The organism is Runella sp. (assembly GCF_965279615.1).
GTDB lineage: Bacteria > Bacteroidota > Bacteroidia > Cytophagales > Spirosomataceae > Runella.
Window position 1 is genome coordinate 535,481 of record NZ_OZ257252.1, and the last position, 18,390, is coordinate 553,870.

Consider the following 18,390-nt stretch of genomic DNA (forward strand, 5'->3'; position numbering starts at 1 on the left):
TGATTGAGACAAAGATAATAGAATAGAAATGTAAATTCCAAATAAAATTAAAAATATTTACAAGTATTACAAAAATAAACAATTGGAATAATAGATATGCAACTCTTGGTTAAACTATCGAAAAGGGATGACAAACTACAGATAATCAACAAATAATAGTGTTTACTCCTGTTTACAGAATGTATATTTGTATACAATTTTGTAAACAAATCAAAGTTCACAATATATACATTTGTAATATTACGTAAACACAAAAAAATTATTCATGTAAACATTTGTTAATACTGTAAACGTTATTATATTTGTACCATTGAATTTAATGTTTACAACATGGCAACATTTTCAGATTTTACAGACCTTCGTTACTTGAAGAACAATAAGATTCGGGTCATTCTTCATCAGAACAATATGAATGCTTCCCAATTTGCCGATGCCATAAAAGTGCAGCGTTCTACCATTTCACACATATTAGCCTACCGTAATCGACCAAGTCACGATATTTTGGAGAAGATAGTCGCATGGAACGAAAAATACAATTTGGATTGGTTCCGCACCCAGTCAGTGGAAGAGGCTCAAATAATCACTCAACTCATTGAAAATCAAGGCTATGGTGGAGCAAAGGTGAGCAATGTAACAGCGCCTGAATTGCGTGAAAAAAATCATACAGCTAAGCCGTCTGCTTCAGTCGATTCTCGGACGGTTCAAATGAAGGCTGAAGTAGCCGTAAACCATTCTCTTGAACTGACAAAACCGCGCCGGGCGGTACTCATAACTATTGTTTATGACGATGGAAGCTCGCAAGTCATTCCTGTTGATCCAAATTCTAAGTTCAATCAATTTTTGGGACAGTAGAAAGACGAAGATCAATCCGTAAAAATTTTACCGGAAGCATATCAAAAATCTCTTGGGAACACATTATCCCAAAAAATATATGCCTATTAATCTGATATATATATATGTTAACTATGTTAATAAAAAGTCTATTTATCTTATTATATTTATAGATTTACCGGTCTTTTTTTATATATAGAAATAAAAACTCTTTCAAAGCAAGAGGACCTGAAGCAATAAATTTGTTGACGGCTATCTTCCTCTTTGAGGTACATAGCAACAGTATAGTTGAAGAAATCCGTAGTAAGAAGAAGGAGAAAACGAGTATTTAATTAATGAGCAGCAGGAGGGAGGTCTATACCGGTAAAAAGCTTAAACCCGGATTTTTAGGGCTTAACTTCTTTCTCTTTACATTAAAATGTCAAGGTAGCACAAGGTACTGTGAAACGTTTTTGCAAAGACAAGCGTCTGTCTTTTAAGCTATTAAAACATTTTGTTCCACGACATTTTCACACTGTTTCACGTGAATATGTAATAGACTGGTAATCAATACTTTAAAAAACGGCCTTTTTAGGGCTACCTAATTACCAGGAAATGCGGTTGGAGGTGTGCAATTGACGAGCCTGAAGTGCTTTAAGCAAATGCGGGTATTTATAATTCAATTTGTAAAATGCCTGGGAGTCGAGCTGAATACTTTCTGACAATACACCAAATGTATTGGTAGGAATTAAGACTTCGTGCCGAGCCAACGGAATATTGTGGGCATTGATGGTGGAACAAACCGCATATAAACACTCAATGTCTTTGTATTCAAAACGTCCGACATACATTAATAACTGGGTACAAATTTCTTCTTTATCGTTGAGTGTATTTAAATTGATGGCTAAAATAGAGTTCATAAAGTAAGTGGCAACCCCTTTTTGAATCCCGGCCATTGATCGCACAACCACCTTACCGTCAGCATAGACATTGACAATCTCCTTTATAATGCGCTTTTGATCCTCGTAGAACGAATATCTTTCATATTTGCCACATAGATGCCTTACATTGCTGTTTTGCCCTATAATCAGCTCTTCCGGCGAATTTTCCAACGATTCTTCAGATTCTGACGTAGTATTCATCAGGTAATCCTGAATATCAGTAGGCATGGGCAATTGTTGCCGCCGATTTTTAAGCTTGGGCACTTTTTTGGTGGTAAAGAATTCTTTTTTCATCGTGAGTAATGTAAAGGCACATAAATATATTAAATGTCAATAACTTTATAAATGCATACAATCCAAAATTGTACCAATTATCTCTGTTATACTATAATTATTATGATTTATAAAGAAAATAAATTGTTATATAATTTACATTATGTTAAATAGAACATTCAAAAATAAAGAGTGAGTTGAACCCACTCTTTATTTTCTTATTTTGTCTCTTCGCACACGATTTTCTTTCCTTCAAATTCTTTCATAATCACGTCCAACTGCTTGAGGGTTTCAACAACTGCTTCCTCTTCTTTGATGGCTTTTGCCTTCGTAAAATAAGGTAACGATTGTTTGAATTTTCCACAAACCTTGGGTTCGATCTCTTTTCCTTTGGCATTGTAGTCTTTCATGTCCATGGCATCCACTTCTCTTTTCATCTCTACTGCCTCGTTGAAATAAAATACGCCCATGTTGAAAAGCACATCGTAATTATTGGGGTCTGCCACTAATGCTCTGTCATAAGCAGTTTTTGTGGCTTCCCGTGCTTTTTTAAGCTTGCCATTCAATTCGGCAATCTTCACACTTGTATCACCTAGCTTAGCAATTTCGTCTTTGGTCTTTGCCAATTCAGCTTTTGCTTCTTCCAACGCAACTTTGTTCTCTTTCTGCTTTACTTCCACTTCAGCTTTCTGACGCTTCAAGTCTGCATTTTTCGGTTGTTTCACAATTAAGCCTGCAATACGCTTAATTTCATCCGCAAAAACTTTATCTGTTTCTTCAGCTTCTTTGATTTTGCGTTCGCTTCCTCCTGTTTTTTTAGAGGCCTCCGAAAGTTTTTTAATCTCTGCTGTCAGTTGTTGTACTTCATTATCATTCAGAATTCCTAAGTTAAGCGCATATTGTGCATTCTTAGGATCTAAGTCGATCAATTCATTCAATGCCACTTTTGCTTCATCCAAACGTTGAGTATCCAAAAGCACATTGACACGCTCCGCTTTAAAAGCTGTTTTGTTATTAGGCAATACCTGCATCCCTTTATCAAGAATAGCCAGTGCCTTGTCGTTTTTCTTTTCGATGCGGTATAGCTGGGCTAACAGAGCAAAGTTACCTGCGTCCTTCCCCCCTTTTTCAATGTATTGCTCCATCATGGTAGCAGCAATATCATTTTTTTGACTTTGCATCGCACTGTATGCTCCGTACAACGGGGCCAACGTATCCTTTGGATTTACTTCCTGTGCTATGTTAAAAAACTTGATAGCTTCTTCGTACTTTTTAGTCTGAAACTTTTCGGCACCCTGTTTCACAAGGGCAGTACCCAGATTTGTACCGGTATCATCCGTTTCACCCTTCAAGTATTTCTGTGCATCTTTGGTTACTTTTCCGGGCTTGGCAGCATCTACTTCTACTGCTTTCTTAAATGACTCATATGCTACAAGTGCGGCACTTGAATCCATTTCAGTATATAAACGGGCGATTTCATCATACAATTTGCCACGATCTAACCAAGTGCTTGATTTTGCACCTGCTTTCGGGTCTGTAATTGCTTTGTCGCTTTTTTCTTTGTCTTTCTTTTTCTGTTCCAGTAGTAATTTGTCTACCTGAGAAAAGGCAGAAATAGCAAAAAAACTAAAAGCAGATGTTACGATCAACTTTTTCATTTTGAGGTAAGTTGTTAAGTTTAAAATTTGAGTAAGAAAACGGGATACTGATTGACTTATTGTAAATTGTGTGGATTTAATTATGAGGATAAGTGAGCAGTGATTAGCTGTTAAATAAATAGGATTCACATCTAAAATCTACTTACTTATCCTCAAAAACATTATATTATGCTTGTGGCTCGGTTGGAGGCTCAGGCGCAACGTTGCCTGCCTCTTCACTCCCTTCAATCACTGCTTCTTCTGACTCTATCCGTGTGACAGATGAAATCTCATCCGCATCGTTTAATTTTATCAACCGAACACCTTGGGTATTTCGTCCCGCAACCCGAATTTCAGCTACTGACATACGTATGGCGATCCCGGATTTATTGATAATCATCAAGTCATCGTTATCAGAAACTTCTTTTATTGCGACCAAACTACCGACTTTATCCGTGATATTCAAGGTAGTTACTCCTTTTGCACCACGGTTTGTTTCCCGATAGTCCTCTATTTGCGAACGTTTTCCGTAGCCATTTTCAGACACTACCATCAACTGCTTTTCCAAATTACTGACGCAAAGCATTCCGATGGCTTTGTTGGTAGTTCCTTCATCGCCAAGCTCAATACCTTTGACACCGGCTGCTGTACGACCCATAGGACGTACCCGGCTTTCGTGGAAACGCACCGCCTTCCCTTCTTTCGAAGCAATGATTATTTGGTTATCGCCGTTGGTCAATGCCACATCCAGTAGGCGGTCCCCTTCATTGATAGTGATCGCTGCAATACCGTTGGCCCTTGGCCGCGAATAAGCTTCCAATAAGGTTTTCTTAATGGTTCCTTCTTCGGTACACATGATGATGTAATTATTGTTGATATAATCAGCATCGCTCAACGTACGCACATTGATCACGGCTCTGACTTTATCGCCGGACTCAATGTTGATCAGGTTTTGAATCGGTCTGCCTTTGGCTACTTTTGACCCTTCAGGGATTTCGTATACTTTGAGCCAGAACAATTTGCCGAATTCTGTAAAGATCAGTAAGTAATTCAGCATGGTTGCCGAAAACAAATGTTCGGTAAAATCGTCGTCTTTGGTGGTTACTCCTCTTGAACCTACTCCTCCCCTACCCTGCGTGCGGTATTCACCAAGTGGCGTGCGTTTTACATATCCCTGATGAGAAATAGTAATCAACATGTCTTCATCAGCGATCATATCTTCATCGGCAAACTCCTCAGCGGCGTACTCGATTTTAGAACGACGAGCATCTCCGTAGCGAGCTCTCAGATCGGTCAGTTCATCTTTAATGATTTGAAGCTTACGGCTTTCATTGCCTAAAATATCCTGTAAATCGGCAATAAGTTTCATCAATTCCTCGTATTCTGCGATGATCTTATCACGCTCCATCCCTGTCAGGCGTTGTAAACGCATATCCAGAATAGCGCGGGCTTGGGGTTCACTCAAACTAAACTGTTCGATAAGACCATTACGCGCCGTTTCAGGATCTCGGGCACTACGGATCAATTTAATAACCGCATCCAGATTATCAAGCGCAATGAGGAGTCCCTGCAAAATATGGGCACGCTTTTCAGCTTCGCGCAGGTCGTATTGTGTACGACGCGTGATTACTTCTACCCGGTGCTCAACGTAGTATTTGATCAGGTCTTTCAAATTCAGCAACGCCGGACGGCCTTTTACCAAGGCTACGTTGTTGATGCTGAACGATGATTGAAGCGGCGTAAACTTGTAAAGGTGATTAAGAACGATATTGGGAATACTGTCTTTTTTAAGTTCAAACACGATACGAATCCCGTCACGGTCTGACTCATCACGAATGGCTGAAATACCGTCCAAACGCTTATCATTGACCATATCGGCAATCCGCTTGATCATGTCAGCTTTGTTGACCATGTAAGGGATCTCCGTAATGACAATCTGCTCACGTCCCGTTTTAGTTTGTTCAAATGTGGCAACGGCGCGCATGATCACCCGTCCTCTTCCGGTCTCATAGGCAGACCTAACGCCTTGATATCCATAGATAATAGCTCCCGTTGGAAAATCAGGTGCTTTTACATATTGGATCAATTCCTGAACAGTGATAGAATTATTATCTATGTACGCTATGGTTCCGTCAATTACTTCAGTGAGGTTGTGAGGGGCCATGTTTGTGGCCATTCCTACCGCAATTCCTGAAGAACCGTTTAAAAGCAAGTTGGGCAATTTTGCCGGCAATACCGTTGGTTCTTCATCAGAATCATCGTAGTTGGGCTGGAAGTTGACGGTCTCTTTATTGATATCCTGCAACATCTCTTCCGCAATCCTCTTTAATCTGGATTCGGTATAACGCATTGCAGCCGGAGAGTCACCATCCAATGAACCAAAGTTTCCCTGGCCATCTATCAGCATATAGCGTAGTGACCAAGGTTGCGCCATGCGCACCATGGTATCATAGATCGAAGCATCTCCGTGGGGGTGGTACTTGGCCATAACGTCTCCGACGGTACGGGCCGATTTTTTATAAGGGCGATTGTGTAAAAAGCCCGATTCAAACATTGTATAAAGCACCCGACGGTGAACAGGTTTCAATCCATCGCGGGCATCAGGGAGTGCACGAGAAATAATGACTGACATTGAGTAATCAATGTAAGCCGTACGCATCTCTTCCTCAATGTTAATAGGGATAATATTACCGGTGTTTTCTGACATAAACAAGAATTAAATGCTTTTGTACAAAAATACACCAAATACTTTATAATGGCAAAACTAGCTCCGCTTACGTCGTCTTTCATTTGCCTGCTCCCGTTTTTCGGCCGCAGTCCTCGGTTTTCCAAACATATGAGGCTTTGGAAATGTACCGCGACCACGTACAATTCCACCTCCGTGACTATGCTCATGCCGTACTTTGCAGCCTTTTATCGGACATTGACGATACCAACATCCACTCACCCCCAAGCCACACATCAATACCAACAAAACGGACAACTTTCTCATTATCTTTCAATGGTGTTTTACAGGCTGAAAATCTATTTTCAAAGTGAAAATACAAATAACTTGTCAAAAACGCTTACAGAACCGGCAGAAAACAAAAAAAGCCGACACGTTCGTATCGGCTTTTGAGCCCCCAGCCGGGATCAAATCGTAAGGACGACCCCGCAGCGACCTACTGATTACAAGCGGCGGGCGTTCCCGGCAGTTGCTCTATCAGCCGGGCCGCCAAGTGACAAAATAGAAAAAGCCGACACGTTCGTATCGGCTTTTGAGCCCCCAGCCGGGATCAAATCGTAAGGACGACCCCGCAGCGACCTACTGATTACAAGCGGCGGGCGTTCCCGGCAGTTGCTCTATCAGCTGAGCTATGGAGGCAATTCTCTATTTGTTTTAAGTGTAAATAGTAACACTTTTGAGCCCCCAGCCGGGATCAAACCAGCGACCTACTGATTACAAGTCAGTTGCTCTATCAGCTGAGCTATGGAGGCAATTCTCTATTTGTTTTAAGTGTAAATAGTAACACTTTTTGGAGCCCCCAGCCGGGATCAAATCGTAAGGACGACCCCGCAGCGACCTACTGATTACAAGCGGCGGGCGTTCCCGGCAGTTGCTCTATCAGCTGAGCTATGGAGGCAATTCTCTATTTGTTTTAAGTGTAAATAGTAACACTTTTGAGCCCCCAGCCGGGATCAAACCAGCGACCTACTGATTACAAGTCAGTTGCTCTATCAGCTGAGCTATGGAGGCAAACCTTTTCACGAATAGTCAAACTTTACGAACACTGTTCTGTTTGTTTTTTCGTGGTGCAAAAGTAGTACTTTATACTGTTTTGCACAAATTTCAATGGCATTTTTTTATAATGCTTCGCGAATAATTTTCAATTGATGCTTTAAATCAGCAAGTTGCTTCTGGGCTACTTCGATTTTTTTCACGAACTCTGCACGAACTTTTTCGCCATTTTTGGAACGGCCAAAGAATTCAATGTTGTTTTGCCAAATGGTCAGATCGTTTTCAATTTGAGTCATGCGGCGTCGAATATCGGTTTCTTTGCGTTGCAGGCTGCGCGACGACTCACCGTCTGATACCATCGACACTTCGTTTTCAAGAATTACCTGTTCTCTTTCCTTCGAAGATAATTTACCAATCGCACTCACATAGGCATTAACGGCATCAATGTACCGCTTATTGATGGATTGCATGTCTTTTTTAGGTACAAACCCAATCCCTGCCCATTCTGACTTAAATGCATTAAGATCTCCTAAACTTGCTTCACCTGCTTTGGCTCCGGCTTCAATCTTTGCACAAAGGGCTTGCTTTTTAGTCAAATTCTCTACAAATTCTTTTTCAACTTCTGTGTTTTTAGCACGCTTACGGTCAAAATAAGCATCGCACGCTTTCTTAAAACGGTCAAAGATGGAATCCTTAAATTTCTCCGGTACTTGCCCGATCTGTTTCCATTGTTTTTGCAGCGCAATTACTTTATCCGTGTTGTTGGAAGTGTCCTCGCCAGTTGCCAGAATTTCTTCTACGGCTTCGCACAGTTCGGTTTTCAACTTAAGGTTTTGTTCGCGCTTAGCTTCCAATTGACGGAAAAACTCTCCTTTGTTGTGAAAAAAGGTTTTAAGCGTTGCCCAAAACTTTTTACTCAACTCCCGGCCTTCATCCCGCAGCATCTGCCCTTTGGCATTTACCCATTGCTCCTGCAGCGCTACCACCTCTTTGGTCTTTTCATTCCACTCGTTAATGCTACTGGAAGTAAAAGCCGTAAACGGCACCAATGCCTCGTATATTTTGGATTTGAGCTCGTAATTTTGAGAAAGCAATTGCTTTTGGTCTTCTGTCTGCGCCCGACGTGCATCGTATAATACGTCTAAGGCCGATTTCATTCTTTGCCAAAGTAATTCCTGCTCGGCTTTCGGCCCCGGCCCAATGTGCTTATACTCTTCAAAATGCGCATTTGCTTCTTCCAACACGCCACGATTAAGTGACTTTCCTTCCAGGCTTTTGGCAAGTGCTTCCACTTTTTCGACCAGCTCGCCCTTGAGTTGTAAATTTTTCTTACGATCAAGTTCTTTGAGTTCGAAGTAAATATTACGATTGCTGTAATATCGGTCGATCAATGCATGGAAAGTAGCCCAAAGGGTACTGTTGTGAGGAGAAGCAATGTTACCGGCTGCTTTCCACTCATCCTGAATTTTCTTAAACTCCTGCCAGCTGGAACCGGGGTTTTTGGTATTTGCTTCATCCGCATCGACCAGTTCCCGCAGGCGTTGCAGCAGCTGGGTTTTGACGGAGAAGTTTTTGTCTTTCGATTTTTCTAAGTCCTGAAAATAATGATTCTTAACGTCTTTTATTTGACGATACAGGGACTCAAAACGTTGGGTTAATTCATCGGGCTTAAACTCAAACCCTTCTTCAGAGCCCGTATCAGCGATATAGCGTTGTTCAGCTTCGTCACGTTCCGTCTTTTTGATTTGATCGAAGAACCCTTTAACCTCCTTGAGTATTTCATCCGTTCGCTTGAAGTCGGCAGGCTTGGCCCCTTCGCTTTTTGCGGTTACAAGTTGGCTTTCCAATAAATTCACAAATCCCTTTTTGTCAAGTTGAGTATAATCAACTGACTGTTCTTCAACCACGTCAAGTTCTTCCATGGCTGCAACACTCTGCTGAGTGAGTTGTTCGCTTTCGCTTAATTCTGCTCCGTCGTTAATCATCGTAAATGTGGTAGTCATCGCTTAGATTTGCAAAAATAATAATAATGACCGTTTTTCGATGTTTCAAAACCGGTTTTTCAATTTTTAATCTCAATTAATCAAAAATGGCAAGTACAAAACTGGCTAATCTCCGAAAAGACTACACTTTAAACGGATTGAGTAAGCAAGATGTTTTAGAGAATCCCTTCAAACAATTTGAAAAATGGTTCGAAGAAGCCCAATCGGCAGAAGTGATTGAGCCAAATGGAATGGTTGTCAGCACTTTGGGGGAAGATGGTTACCCGCATGGGCGGGTAGTGCTTTTAAAAGAGGTAGATTCAGCCGGTTTTTTGTTTTATACTAATTATAACAGTCACAAAGGCGCTGACCTAAACATACATCCTGTGGCTTCGCTTACCTTTTGGTGGGCTGAATTGGAGCGCCAGGTTCGTATCATCGGTACTGTAGAAAAGGTGACTGAAGCTGAATCCGACGCGTATTTCAGCATTCGCCCTCGTGGAAGTCAATTGGGGGCTTGGGTCTCAGAACAAAGCCAAATTATTGAGAATCGTGCGTTTTTATCCGAGAAACTGGCTCAAATTGAGCAAAAATTTGCAGAAAAACCCGTACCACGGCCTCCGCACTGGGGAGGCTATCGGGTAATTCCTAAAGAAATTGAGTTTTGGCAAGGCCGCCCAAGCCGCTTACACGACAGAATCAGGTACCGAATGGAGAATGATAATTGGAAGATCGAAAGATTATCCCCTTAAGAATGAGCATAAAATAGTTTTAAACTAAAAAACATCATTAAAAATTATCATACAAACCAATAACATCTATCCTACGTACATACCTTTACATAATACTACCCTACTTTCAACTTCTATCATAACTCATGCATTACAGAAATCCGAACAGTTTAACCCGAATCGGAGTATTTTACGACGGAAACTATTTTTTACACGTCAGCAACTACTATAACTATACCCATGAACGTCGCAGTCGCATCAGCATCAACGGGCTGCATGATTTTATCCGCCAGAAGGTAGCTGAGGTCGAAACCTGTGAAACCCGTCTCTGTCAAATTGTGGATGCCCATTATTTCCGGGGTCGACTCACGGCAGGCGAAGCCAGTCAACGCGGAGATTTGCTTTACTATGAGCGGGTATTTGATGATATTCTGATGTCTGAAGGAGTAACGACCCATTACCTGCCCGTGCGCAGTACGCTCGGGAAAAAACACGAAAAGGGAATTGACGTTTGGCTGGCCCTGGAGGCATTTGAAATGGCTTTCTACAAACGTTTCGATGTATTGGTACTCATTGCCGCAGACGGCGATTATGTGCCCTTAGTGCGAAAATTGAATACCCTTGGAACCCGAGTTATGGTGCTGGGCTGGGATTTTGAATATACCGACGAGGATGGCAGTCGTTTTTATACCCGCACCTCCCAAGATCTACTGGCCGAAGTAACGTACCCTGTTGCCATGCAGGATGTTATAAACGAACGGGGAGAGGCCTTAAACAATACCCTGTTTGTGCCGCGAAATAAAGGGAAAGTATTTACCAAACAGGGTGAAGCTCCTGCTGAAAATGCGCTTGAAGAATCAAACACCGCATTACTGAACGACGAAGAACGTAAGGAAAGCTTTATATTATCGTTAAAAGAGGGCTTTGGGTTTATAAAATACCCTCCCAACAATGTCTTTTTCCATTATACCAGCCTGCGAGATTATGATTTTAATGACCTCATCATCGGCGATCGGGTTCAGTTCTCGTTGGATGAAAAAGACGGCGGTCGTGCTGTTGGATACGACGTGCTCGTGTTGCATGAAAAATAACACTATACAATCAGGCAGTAAAAGACAACTTTATACTGCCTGACTACTTCTCTAAGCGTCTGACGATCTCATAACAGGCCCGGCTATTGTGATAAGGGCATTTCCAAAAGCTTATCTTGGCGTTGCGTACCGGCGTCAGATCAGGTTTTACTGTTCCAAACCAATCGCCTTTTTGGGTATCCATCACGTATTTTTTGATAAACTCCCAGCTTTTCAACGATTTGTCCTTATAATGTGATTCGCCCGTAAGTTGATATGCATTGTAAAATCCGACCATTTGTTCGGCCAACACCCACCAACTGCGTTCATGGTTACGGTGATTGGTGGCAGGATCGAATTCATAATCCAAGGCTCCGTCTTCGCCCAAACCCGTACAGGCAGCTTTGGCCATATTGATACACAATTGCTTCACCTTTTCACTGCGCTCGTGGTCATTCAATACTTCGGCCGTTTCCCACAACAGCCAGGAAGCTTCAATGTCATGCCCATAGGATACGGTTTCATCTTTTGGATTCCAGTCACGATCAAAAAACAGACGTAAACGATATGTTTTCTGACTTACCAGCTTTTCCATGAATGCATCGGCCAAATGTGCAACACGCTGACGCAGAACGGCATCCGGCCAAACCCTGTATAGGTTGGTAAACGCTTCAATGATGTGCAAATGGGTATTTTGGGACTTGATCCACGGCCTTTTACTCAAAATCAAATCATCAACGGGCTCCCAATTTGTACCGAATGCTTCGTAGTATCCGCCTTTTTCGGCATCGTAACCGTGTTTATCTACGGTTTGAAAAAGCTCCTGTGCAAACTCAAGCGCCGGTTTAAAGTTAGACGCTGCATAATATTCACTCAATCCGTAAATGGCAAATGCGTTTCCGTAGAGTTGTTTACGCGTTTCGAGTGGAGCGCCGGCCGCCGTGACGGACCAATAAACCCCGCCGTTTTTGGTATCCCGAAAATGATTGTACAGGTAATGATACGCTCTGTCGGCAAGAACCAAATACCGTCGACGATGAAAATACTTATAGCCCAGCGAAAATGTCCATAAAATACGGCTGATCAGGATAATGGAACGAGAAGCATCCAATACGGGCTGATTATCGTAATTGACTTGTCCGTGAAACCCTCCCCGCTGATAATCAGGCGAATATTTTTCCCAATAGGCTAATATACGTTTCCACTCATTCAGGTTTTCGCGGGCGAATTGTTCCATGATTCATGCCTAAGGCTAAGAGTTGTGATTCTTTAAGATAAAAGCCCAAACGCTTGTGAATATAATCAGATCCGGGCTAATTTTCGTTTTCGGACCGTACGTTAAAAAGGCGTTGCAACCAACTCTGTTTTTCTTTTATCTCTTCATCTTTCCCTGATTCATCTTGGGAGAGAGCAGCTAAATGTGCCAAGTCAGGTTGGCCGGCATCCACCCAGCAGGTAAACCAAAAATCACTGACCATTTTAACAGATGCCCGCATTTGGCGCTCCACCTGTTGGTGCAGCATTTCGTGGTATCTCTGCGAAAATTCTCGCGAATATGTTTTTATAACCACCCCATTACGGTCTTCCAAGGCATATTTATGCTCCGGTTTGATCTGCTTAGACAGTTGCGACTCAAATTGGAGCACGCTGTCCAACGCGGCATTGGATTGTCGAACGGCTCGCCAGGCCCGAAGCGCTACTTTTTCTTCGTATTCGGCCGGCCCGACAAACATATCATAGTCTTCTGCAAAAAGTTCGGGCAAACGCGTCTCCCAAAACGCATGGATCCCCTCCTGCCCTGTTCGCTGTCCGTTGTAATTTCGGGTCGTATGGAGCGGCACATTGGCATCGGCAATGTAATGGCCCAGATCTGCCGCTACGCGTAAAATGCGTCGGGCATTTTTTTGACGAAACGCTTCCGTCAACTGAAATTTATACTGTTGAATGGCCCAGGGAACGGTACCGTTCAAGGCCAATGTATCTTCTCCGTAGCGTTTTACGGCTTCATTCCAATAAAACGGCAATTTATACAATGCACTATCGCCGTAGGCTTCGGCATCAATATAATGGCGCGGGGCCTCTCCCACTACTGCGTACCGGCGCTTATCAGGATTAACCGCATTTTCAGTCAGGTACTCAATGTTTTTCTTAAAAAAGACCTGCATTTCGGGCGGAAGCGAAAAAACCGCCAAACGATTAATGCGTTGGTGTGCCCAAAAACCCCATAGAGCAGGCGAGGTATAGGCAAAAAAAAAGAAACATATTGGAAGAATTGGGAGAAAATATGATTTATCGGCCTTTTTTTTAAGCATAAACCGGCGCATTATGCCAAATATTATTCTGTTTATTTTAAAATACAAATTTTGTAAAATTGGCTTTAGATTCATTAAAAATGCGAGGTTAGGGTTAAAAAAAATGTTAAATGTGCAAAAATCAGTTTCACTAACTGCTTCTTGGTCAACAAAAACCGCTAAAAGTGTGTCAAAAAGGTAAAATTCTGCCAAATCAGCTCCCTAACCTTGTTTTGCAGTTAGATTTACTTTCATAATATGATTTGGCAAAATTACATTTTAACAGAATTATTACAATTTTTTATTAAAAATATGCAATTTTTCAATTACATTCGTTAATTTTGCACCGTATTCAAAAATCAGAAAATCAGAAAATTCGTTATCAGTACTTTTTAATTCACTATTTATCATGGACAAGAAAAAATTCTTCGGATACATTAAACCAATTTTTGGACTTTGCGTGTTTATGCTCATCATTTACGGAGCCTACACCCCCAGCCAGAAGGCCGAAATCCAAAAAATCGTTTGCATCAAATTCAAATCGGGCACTTCGGCCGCTAATATTGAGCATCACATGAACGAGTTCGCTCAGTTGAGACGTGAAATTCCTCAAATGGTTGCTTACTCAGGTGGAAAAACCCTTAGTGTCACCGGAAAACCTGAATACGATGCCATGCATTATTTGACATTCCGTACGGAAGACGACATCACTACCTTCCAAAATCACCCTAAATATCAGGAGTTTGTGAAAAACAATGAGGCTATTTGGGAAAAGGAATTAGTGATCGATGCCAATATTCAGAAGTAATATTTTGTTTTGAACGCATAAAAAAAACGCTGCTTGGAAAAGCAGCGTTTTTTTTATGTACTTACAATTGGTTAGCCTATCAACTCGACACTTTACCCATCACATACATTTCAGATAAAGTAGGACTTGCACTTCCTCCGCGTTTTTCCAACGTTACGGCAAAAGCTTCTGCCTGCGGCGCGGCTTTCATTTTCTGCATCACTCCATTGACATCAAATACTCCGAGATCAACGGGTTTTCCACCCACAAGTCCCCATAACTGATATTGTTTTCCCGCTTCCGGTGTCGGCAAAGAAAGAACATTGAGGCGAACTTCCTGTGTTTTAGGGTTCCATACCACACGTACCGCACTGTTTGGTGATTTCTCCACTCCCTTCAACGTGACAAACTGATTATCAGCATTGTTTAAATTGGCAATCAATTCATTCTTTTGGGTCAGTTCAACGCTCTGCTGCGCTAAGGTGGTATTTACTGTATCTAAACGCGCATTAAAATAAACCGCTGACCCGATCAACGCAGCCACCGAAGCCGCTGCCACCCATCCCCATTGAAACGACGATTGGCGTGAATTCAATGTATAAACAGGCGTTTCATCTATCTCTTCCTCACTTACCCTATCCAAGGATGAATCCTTGGATGAAACTTCCTTTTTTTCGTCAGCGAATTCTAATTGCGCCATTATTTTATCTTTAAGATCAGCAGGCGGCGCCACCCGGTGAGCAAATGCGTAACGTTCGACGGCTTCACCAAGTTGGTCCAACTCGGTTCTAATTTCAGGATATATTTTTGAAAGACATTCTACTTCCCGCCGTTCCTGATCTGTTACATTCCCGGAAAGGTAGTCTTCCAAAATCCCCGATTCGATATATGCTTTTGTGTTAATCATGTACCAAAGTATTTTCTTAAATCCCTAAGGGCGCTCCTCACCCGAGTTTTAACCGTCCCGAGCGGCATTTCGAGCCGCTGAGCCGTTTCTTCGTGCGTATAGCCACCCCAATATACCATTTCAATCAGCGTCTGCTGCTCCGGTTTGAGCTGAGACACAATCTCTCTCAGTTCTTTAGCATCCAAGTCATTGTAAATTTCCTGATGCTCTTCTACCCAATATACGGCGGATTCGATGTCTTGGATTTCCGGTCTGTTGACACGCAGATAATCAATGGAAGTATTTCGTGCGATGTTGAGCATCCACGTAAACAACCTTCCTTTTCCAACATCGTATTGGGTAATATTCTTCCAGATTTTAACGAAGATTTCCTGAAGCAAGTCCTGCGCCGTTTCTTCGGTACGAACCACCTTCAATACTACCCCATACAAAGCGTCGGAGTAATTATCGTACAGGTAGTTGAATGCCTTTCGATCTTGAAGTCGCAGCATTTCAACGAGTTCGCCTTCATCGTATTTAGGCAATTTTAATCCCATATAGTACGGTTAATACCTTTTATTATTTCGTGTATATACACTCAACCAACAAAAATGGACTTAGGTTTTACTTTTTTTTAATATACGCGCAATATCAAAAAAAAATAACAACTATCTAAATCCGTCGCAAATCCTTTTCCCGTAAGTAAAAGCAAAACCAATTTGTTATACACTGAAAGCATTTAAATGCAACTTGTATACTCTATCAAGACTCATTAACAGCGAATTACAGTTTATAAAAGAATTAATAAGTAGTAAGAGGGTTGGATAAACGTCGAAACAGGGACAAGCATTTGTCCCTGTTTTTTTTATTCTACCCAAAGCACCAGTCCTTTTAAATAACTTCCTTCGGGGTGGAATAAATTGACCGGGTGATCGGGAGGTTGAGTGATCTGGTGTAAAACCCGTACTTGTCGGCCGGCTTCAATTGCCGCCGCTACAATTGTATTGTAAAATAACTCTCGATCAACTACCTGCGAACACGAAAAGGTAAACAGAATACCGTTTGATTTTAAATGACGAATTCCATCGGCATTCAGTCTTTTATAGCCCTGCACGGCGCGGTGCCGAGCGGCCATGCTTTTGGCAAAAGCAGGCGGGTCCAACACCATCACATCGTACGTATCTGAGGTTTGCTTCAAAAATGCCATCACATCTTCCGCATACGAATTGTGCGTAGCGATCTCGCCAAAATTAGCCTGAACATTTTGGTTCGTCAGGTCAATCGCTTTTTTGGAAACATCGACAGAATCTACCCTTTCGGCTCCTGCGGCCAACGCATAAATGGAAAATCCGCCCGAATAGCAGAATGCATTGAGTACTTTCTTGTCTTTGGCGTAATGAGCCAACAGATCACGGTTATTTCGTTGATCCAGAAAAAACCCTGTTTTTTGACCCGTTTCCCAATCTATCAAAAATGTATGACCGTTTTCCTGCACGGAGTGCGGTACTGTACAGTTTCCAAACAAATAGCCATTCTGCACATTTTTGGCAAAATTTTCGGGCAATGTATCCGCACTTTTGTGATAGATCGCTTTTAAAGCAGTTCCATACACCTCCTGCAACGCCAACGCTATATCTTCCAACACACGATACATACCGATAGAATGCGCCTGAATGACCAAAACACCGTTATAATAATCAATGATCAATCCCGGAAGTCCATCGCCCTCGCCATGCACCAAGCGGTAACAATTGGTGGCATTCGTCGATTGGTTGGCAAAAATAACTTTTCGAACAACCAACGCATTTTGCAGTTTTTGCTTCCAGAAAGCTACGTCAGGCTGTATTTTTTCATAACTGAACAACTTGACCGCAATATTACCATTATGATAATGGCCCGTTGCCAGGTACTTATTACGACTGTCTACGACTTCAACAATATCACCGTCGGCGGGTTGACCCTTCATGGAGGCAATGGCTCCCGAAAAAACCCATGGATGGAAACGACGAACGGCTTCGTCACGGTTTGATTTTAAACTAATTTGCGGAAACGTCATTGATCTGATTTAGTGTACGATCTCCTCTTGTTGGGAGACCTGTTCTACCCACGTTTTTAGCGCCTGATAACTGTCGGGGCGGGGAAATTTCAAGAGTTTAACGTGTTCAAGCAGTTGTTTGGTTTGCTGAAAATGGGTAAGCATTCGATCCTTCACCAAACATTCTTTCACCAATGGAAAGTGCTTTATTAACTCTAAAAATGCCTCACCACCCGTTAGCAGGGAGGGTTTTTCTCCCAAAGATGGTGGATATAAACAATAAACGGAATCAACGGGGCAATTTTTTAACTCTTGGCCTTGCCAAATGAAGCCGTATTTATCACCCCGTAAGGCGTTTGAATACAGCTTATTTCTTTCGGCAAATTGAAATTCATGGGCGGAGTCTTCCCATAATTTAGACTGTTTAATAAAAGAAGAGACAGTAGCCCCATTGGGTCCAACCCGTTCAAACACAACCAGATCATCGGCCACCAATTGGCCACCGGCTCTGACAAAAGCACTTGCCGTTGTGGACTTTCCGGCACCCGATTCACCTATAAATACAAAGGTTTTGTTGTTAAGCAGTACAGCACTACCGTGTAACAGGTAATAACCGCGCAAAAACAAGGCCGTTCCGATGCCGTATTTCAGCAAGATCATTCGTTGAAATTCCGTCGTTATTTCGGAGTGTACTTTAACGGTATCACGGCAGACAGTGCACGCTACCTGATTGTCCCAGCGAAAAAAAAAGGTTTCAGTATCTACCCAATAAGCACTGATACGGGAAGCGGTTTCAGGCAATTCCAGAGGGTCATAAGAAACAGTTACAAAAAAGGAGCTTATGTCCGGCGTTTTCTCCACTAATTCAGGAAAAAAAATGGGGGATTTTATACTTCCCCCGACACATTCGTAAATATGCATTCGATGTATAAAAGCTATTCCTTTAATTAACTCGCACCCGGTTCACGGGTCAGCGTGACGATGGAACCATATTTTTTGAGAGATGGGGCTTTATACAAACGGCGCAATTTTTCTTTAGGTTTTTTCATAGGAACTGGTTTGGAAACGGTTGTTTTTGTCGGTTCTAGGGGTTGTATGCATCCCCCAGTGCATCGATCAATGCTCCCGTATCTTCTCGGGTAATGGTAGCAATAGAACCGTATTTTTTAAGAGAAGGCGATTTATAGCGACGACGTCGCTTTACCGTTGAGTTTTTCATATTGTATAAC

16 protein-coding genes and 4 tRNA genes are annotated in these 18,390 nt (G+C 42.1%); 4 read left to right on the plus strand and 16 right to left on the minus strand.

What is annotated here, in order from left to right:
* Nucleotides 1–330: 330 nt before the first annotated feature.
* Nucleotides 331–852, plus strand: a complete 522-nt coding sequence (locus ACQY73_RS02365) for a helix-turn-helix transcriptional regulator (RefSeq protein ID WP_428660919.1) — start codon at nt 331–333, stop codon at nt 850–852.
* 563 nt (nt 853–1,415) lie between these two features.
* Here ACQY73_RS02365 and ACQY73_RS02370 read toward each other — a convergent pair.
* The 9 genes from ACQY73_RS02370 to ACQY73_RS02410 all read right to left on the minus strand — a co-directional run bounded on the left by ACQY73_RS02370 (nt 1,416) and on the right by ACQY73_RS02410 (nt 9,382).
* Nucleotides 1,416–2,045, minus strand: a complete 630-nt coding sequence (locus tag ACQY73_RS02370) for a hypothetical protein (RefSeq protein ID WP_428660922.1) — start codon at nt 2,043–2,045, stop codon at nt 1,416–1,418.
* Between the two features lie 197 nt (nt 2,046–2,242).
* Nucleotides 2,243–3,682, minus strand: a complete 1,440-nt coding sequence (locus ACQY73_RS02375) for a tetratricopeptide repeat protein (protein ID WP_428660925.1) — start codon at nt 3,680–3,682, stop codon at nt 2,243–2,245.
* Between the two features lie 166 nt (nt 3,683–3,848).
* On the minus strand, nt 3,849–6,368 hold the full coding sequence (gyrA, locus tag ACQY73_RS02380) for a DNA gyrase subunit A (protein ID WP_428660928.1): 2,520 nt from the start codon (nt 6,366–6,368) through the stop codon (nt 3,849–3,851).
* A 57-nt stretch (nt 6,369–6,425) separates the two neighbouring features.
* The gene (locus ACQY73_RS02385; RefSeq protein WP_428660931.1) at nt 6,426–6,653 is read right to left on the minus strand and encodes a hypothetical protein; all 228 of its coding nucleotides are present in this window, start codon (nt 6,651–6,653) and stop codon (nt 6,426–6,428) included.
* A 268-nt stretch (nt 6,654–6,921) separates the two neighbouring features.
* A tRNA-OTHER gene (locus tag ACQY73_RS02390) sits at nt 6,922–7,025 on the minus strand.
* A 40-nt stretch (nt 7,026–7,065) separates the two neighbouring features.
* A tRNA-Thr gene (locus ACQY73_RS02395) sits at nt 7,066–7,138 on the minus strand.
* A gap of 39 nt (nt 7,139–7,177) precedes the next feature.
* Nucleotides 7,178–7,284 (minus strand) — tRNA-OTHER (locus tag ACQY73_RS02400).
* 40 nt (nt 7,285–7,324) lie between these two features.
* Nucleotides 7,325–7,397 (minus strand) — tRNA-Thr (locus ACQY73_RS02405).
* A gap of 107 nt (nt 7,398–7,504) precedes the next feature.
* Complete coding sequence (locus ACQY73_RS02410) at nt 7,505–9,382, minus strand: DUF349 domain-containing protein (RefSeq protein WP_428660934.1); 1,878 nt, start codon at nt 9,380–9,382, stop codon at nt 7,505–7,507.
* Between the two features lie 86 nt (nt 9,383–9,468).
* Here ACQY73_RS02410 and pdxH point away from each other — a divergent pair, with 86 nt between their 5' ends.
* Nucleotides 9,469–10,113, plus strand: coding sequence for a pyridoxamine 5'-phosphate oxidase (pdxH, locus tag ACQY73_RS02415; protein WP_428660937.1), 645 nt, complete (start codon nt 9,469–9,471; stop codon nt 10,111–10,113).
* 125 nt (nt 10,114–10,238) lie between these two features.
* Nucleotides 10,239–11,183, plus strand: coding sequence for an NYN domain-containing protein (locus tag ACQY73_RS02420; protein ID WP_428660940.1), 945 nt, complete (start codon nt 10,239–10,241; stop codon nt 11,181–11,183).
* Nucleotides 11,184–11,226: 43 nt separating this feature from the next.
* On the opposite strand, the gene ACQY73_RS02425 is transcribed toward ACQY73_RS02420, so the two are convergent.
* Nucleotides 11,227–12,399 carry an AGE family epimerase/isomerase gene (locus ACQY73_RS02425; RefSeq protein WP_428660943.1) on the minus strand — a complete coding sequence of 391 codons (1,173 nt, stop codon included), beginning with the start codon at nt 12,397–12,399 and terminating at the stop codon, nt 11,227–11,229.
* A gap of 76 nt (nt 12,400–12,475) precedes the next feature.
* A complete protein-coding gene (locus ACQY73_RS02430; protein WP_428660946.1) occupies nt 12,476–13,474 on the minus strand; it encodes a zinc dependent phospholipase C family protein in 999 nt (332 codons plus the stop codon).
* 388 nt (nt 13,475–13,862) lie between these two features.
* On the opposite strand from ACQY73_RS02430, the gene ACQY73_RS02435 reads away from it, so the two are divergent.
* Entirely contained in the window at nt 13,863–14,261 is a 399-nt protein-coding gene (locus ACQY73_RS02435) for a Dabb family protein (RefSeq protein ID WP_428660949.1), read from the plus strand.
* 79 nt (nt 14,262–14,340) lie between these two features.
* On the opposite strand, the gene ACQY73_RS02440 is transcribed toward ACQY73_RS02435, so the two are convergent.
* The 5 genes from ACQY73_RS02440 to ACQY73_RS02460 all read right to left on the minus strand — a co-directional run bounded on the left by ACQY73_RS02440 (nt 14,341) and on the right by ACQY73_RS02460 (nt 18,380).
* Nucleotides 14,341–15,147 carry an anti-sigma factor gene (locus ACQY73_RS02440; RefSeq protein ID WP_428660952.1) on the minus strand — a complete coding sequence of 269 codons (807 nt, stop codon included), beginning with the start codon at nt 15,145–15,147 and terminating at the stop codon, nt 14,341–14,343.
* On the minus strand, nt 15,144–15,683 hold the full coding sequence (locus ACQY73_RS02445; protein WP_428660955.1) for an RNA polymerase sigma factor: 540 nt from the start codon (nt 15,681–15,683) through the stop codon (nt 15,144–15,146). The genes ACQY73_RS02440 and ACQY73_RS02445 overlap by 4 nt, the downstream gene beginning before the upstream one ends.
* A 308-nt stretch (nt 15,684–15,991) precedes the next feature.
* Nucleotides 15,992–17,182: a class I SAM-dependent rRNA methyltransferase gene (locus ACQY73_RS02450; protein WP_428660958.1), complete on the minus strand. Its 1,191-nt coding sequence runs from the start codon at nt 17,180–17,182 to the stop codon at nt 15,992–15,994.
* A 9-nt stretch (nt 17,183–17,191) separates the two neighbouring features.
* Nucleotides 17,192–18,082 (minus strand): HPr kinase/phosphorylase, encoded by an 891-nt coding sequence (locus tag ACQY73_RS02455; RefSeq protein WP_428660961.1) that lies wholly within the window; start codon nt 18,080–18,082, stop codon nt 17,192–17,194.
* A 163-nt stretch (nt 18,083–18,245) separates the two neighbouring features.
* Nucleotides 18,246–18,380, minus strand: coding sequence for a hypothetical protein (locus ACQY73_RS02460; protein ID WP_428660964.1), 135 nt, complete (start codon nt 18,378–18,380; stop codon nt 18,246–18,248).
* Nucleotides 18,381–18,390 lie beyond the last annotated feature (10 nt).

Excerpts from the sequence above, each read along its gene's own strand:
- ACQY73_RS02440 (WP_428660952.1), bottom strand. The coding sequence starts at position 15,147 with ATGATTAACACAAAAGCATATATCGAATCGGGGATTTTGGAAGACTAC.
- ACQY73_RS02450 (WP_428660958.1), bottom strand. The coding sequence starts at position 17,182 with ATGACGTTTCCGCAAATTAGTTTAAAATCAAACCGTGACGAAGCCGTT.
- gyrA (WP_428660928.1), bottom strand. The coding sequence starts at position 6,368 with ATGTCAGAAAACACCGGTAATATTATCCCTATTAACATTGAGGAAGAG.
- ACQY73_RS02370 (WP_428660922.1), bottom strand. The coding sequence starts at position 2,045 with ATGAAAAAAGAATTCTTTACCACCAAAAAAGTGCCCAAGCTTAAAAAT.
- pdxH (WP_428660937.1), top strand. The coding sequence starts at position 9,469 with ATGGCAAGTACAAAACTGGCTAATCTCCGAAAAGACTACACTTTAAAC.
- ACQY73_RS02460 (WP_428660964.1), bottom strand. The coding sequence starts at position 18,380 with ATGAAAAACTCAACGGTAAAGCGACGTCGTCGCTATAAATCGCCTTCT.
- ACQY73_RS02365 (WP_428660919.1), top strand. The coding sequence starts at position 331 with ATGGCAACATTTTCAGATTTTACAGACCTTCGTTACTTGAAGAACAAT.
- ACQY73_RS02410 (WP_428660934.1), bottom strand. The coding sequence starts at position 9,382 with ATGACTACCACATTTACGATGATTAACGACGGAGCAGAATTAAGCGAA.
- ACQY73_RS02420 (WP_428660940.1), top strand. The coding sequence starts at position 10,239 with ATGCATTACAGAAATCCGAACAGTTTAACCCGAATCGGAGTATTTTAC.
- ACQY73_RS02430 (WP_428660946.1), bottom strand. The coding sequence starts at position 13,474 with ATGCTTAAAAAAAAGGCCGATAAATCATATTTTCTCCCAATTCTTCCA.
- ACQY73_RS02455 (WP_428660961.1), bottom strand. The coding sequence starts at position 18,082 with ATGCATATTTACGAATGTGTCGGGGGAAGTATAAAATCCCCCATTTTT.
- ACQY73_RS02385 (WP_428660931.1), bottom strand. The coding sequence starts at position 6,653 with ATGAGAAAGTTGTCCGTTTTGTTGGTATTGATGTGTGGCTTGGGGGTG.
- ACQY73_RS02425 (WP_428660943.1), bottom strand. The coding sequence starts at position 12,399 with ATGGAACAATTCGCCCGCGAAAACCTGAATGAGTGGAAACGTATATTA.
- ACQY73_RS02435 (WP_428660949.1), top strand. The coding sequence starts at position 13,863 with ATGGACAAGAAAAAATTCTTCGGATACATTAAACCAATTTTTGGACTT.
- ACQY73_RS02375 (WP_428660925.1), bottom strand. The coding sequence starts at position 3,682 with ATGAAAAAGTTGATCGTAACATCTGCTTTTAGTTTTTTTGCTATTTCT.
- ACQY73_RS02445 (WP_428660955.1), bottom strand. The coding sequence starts at position 15,683 with ATGGGATTAAAATTGCCTAAATACGATGAAGGCGAACTCGTTGAAATG.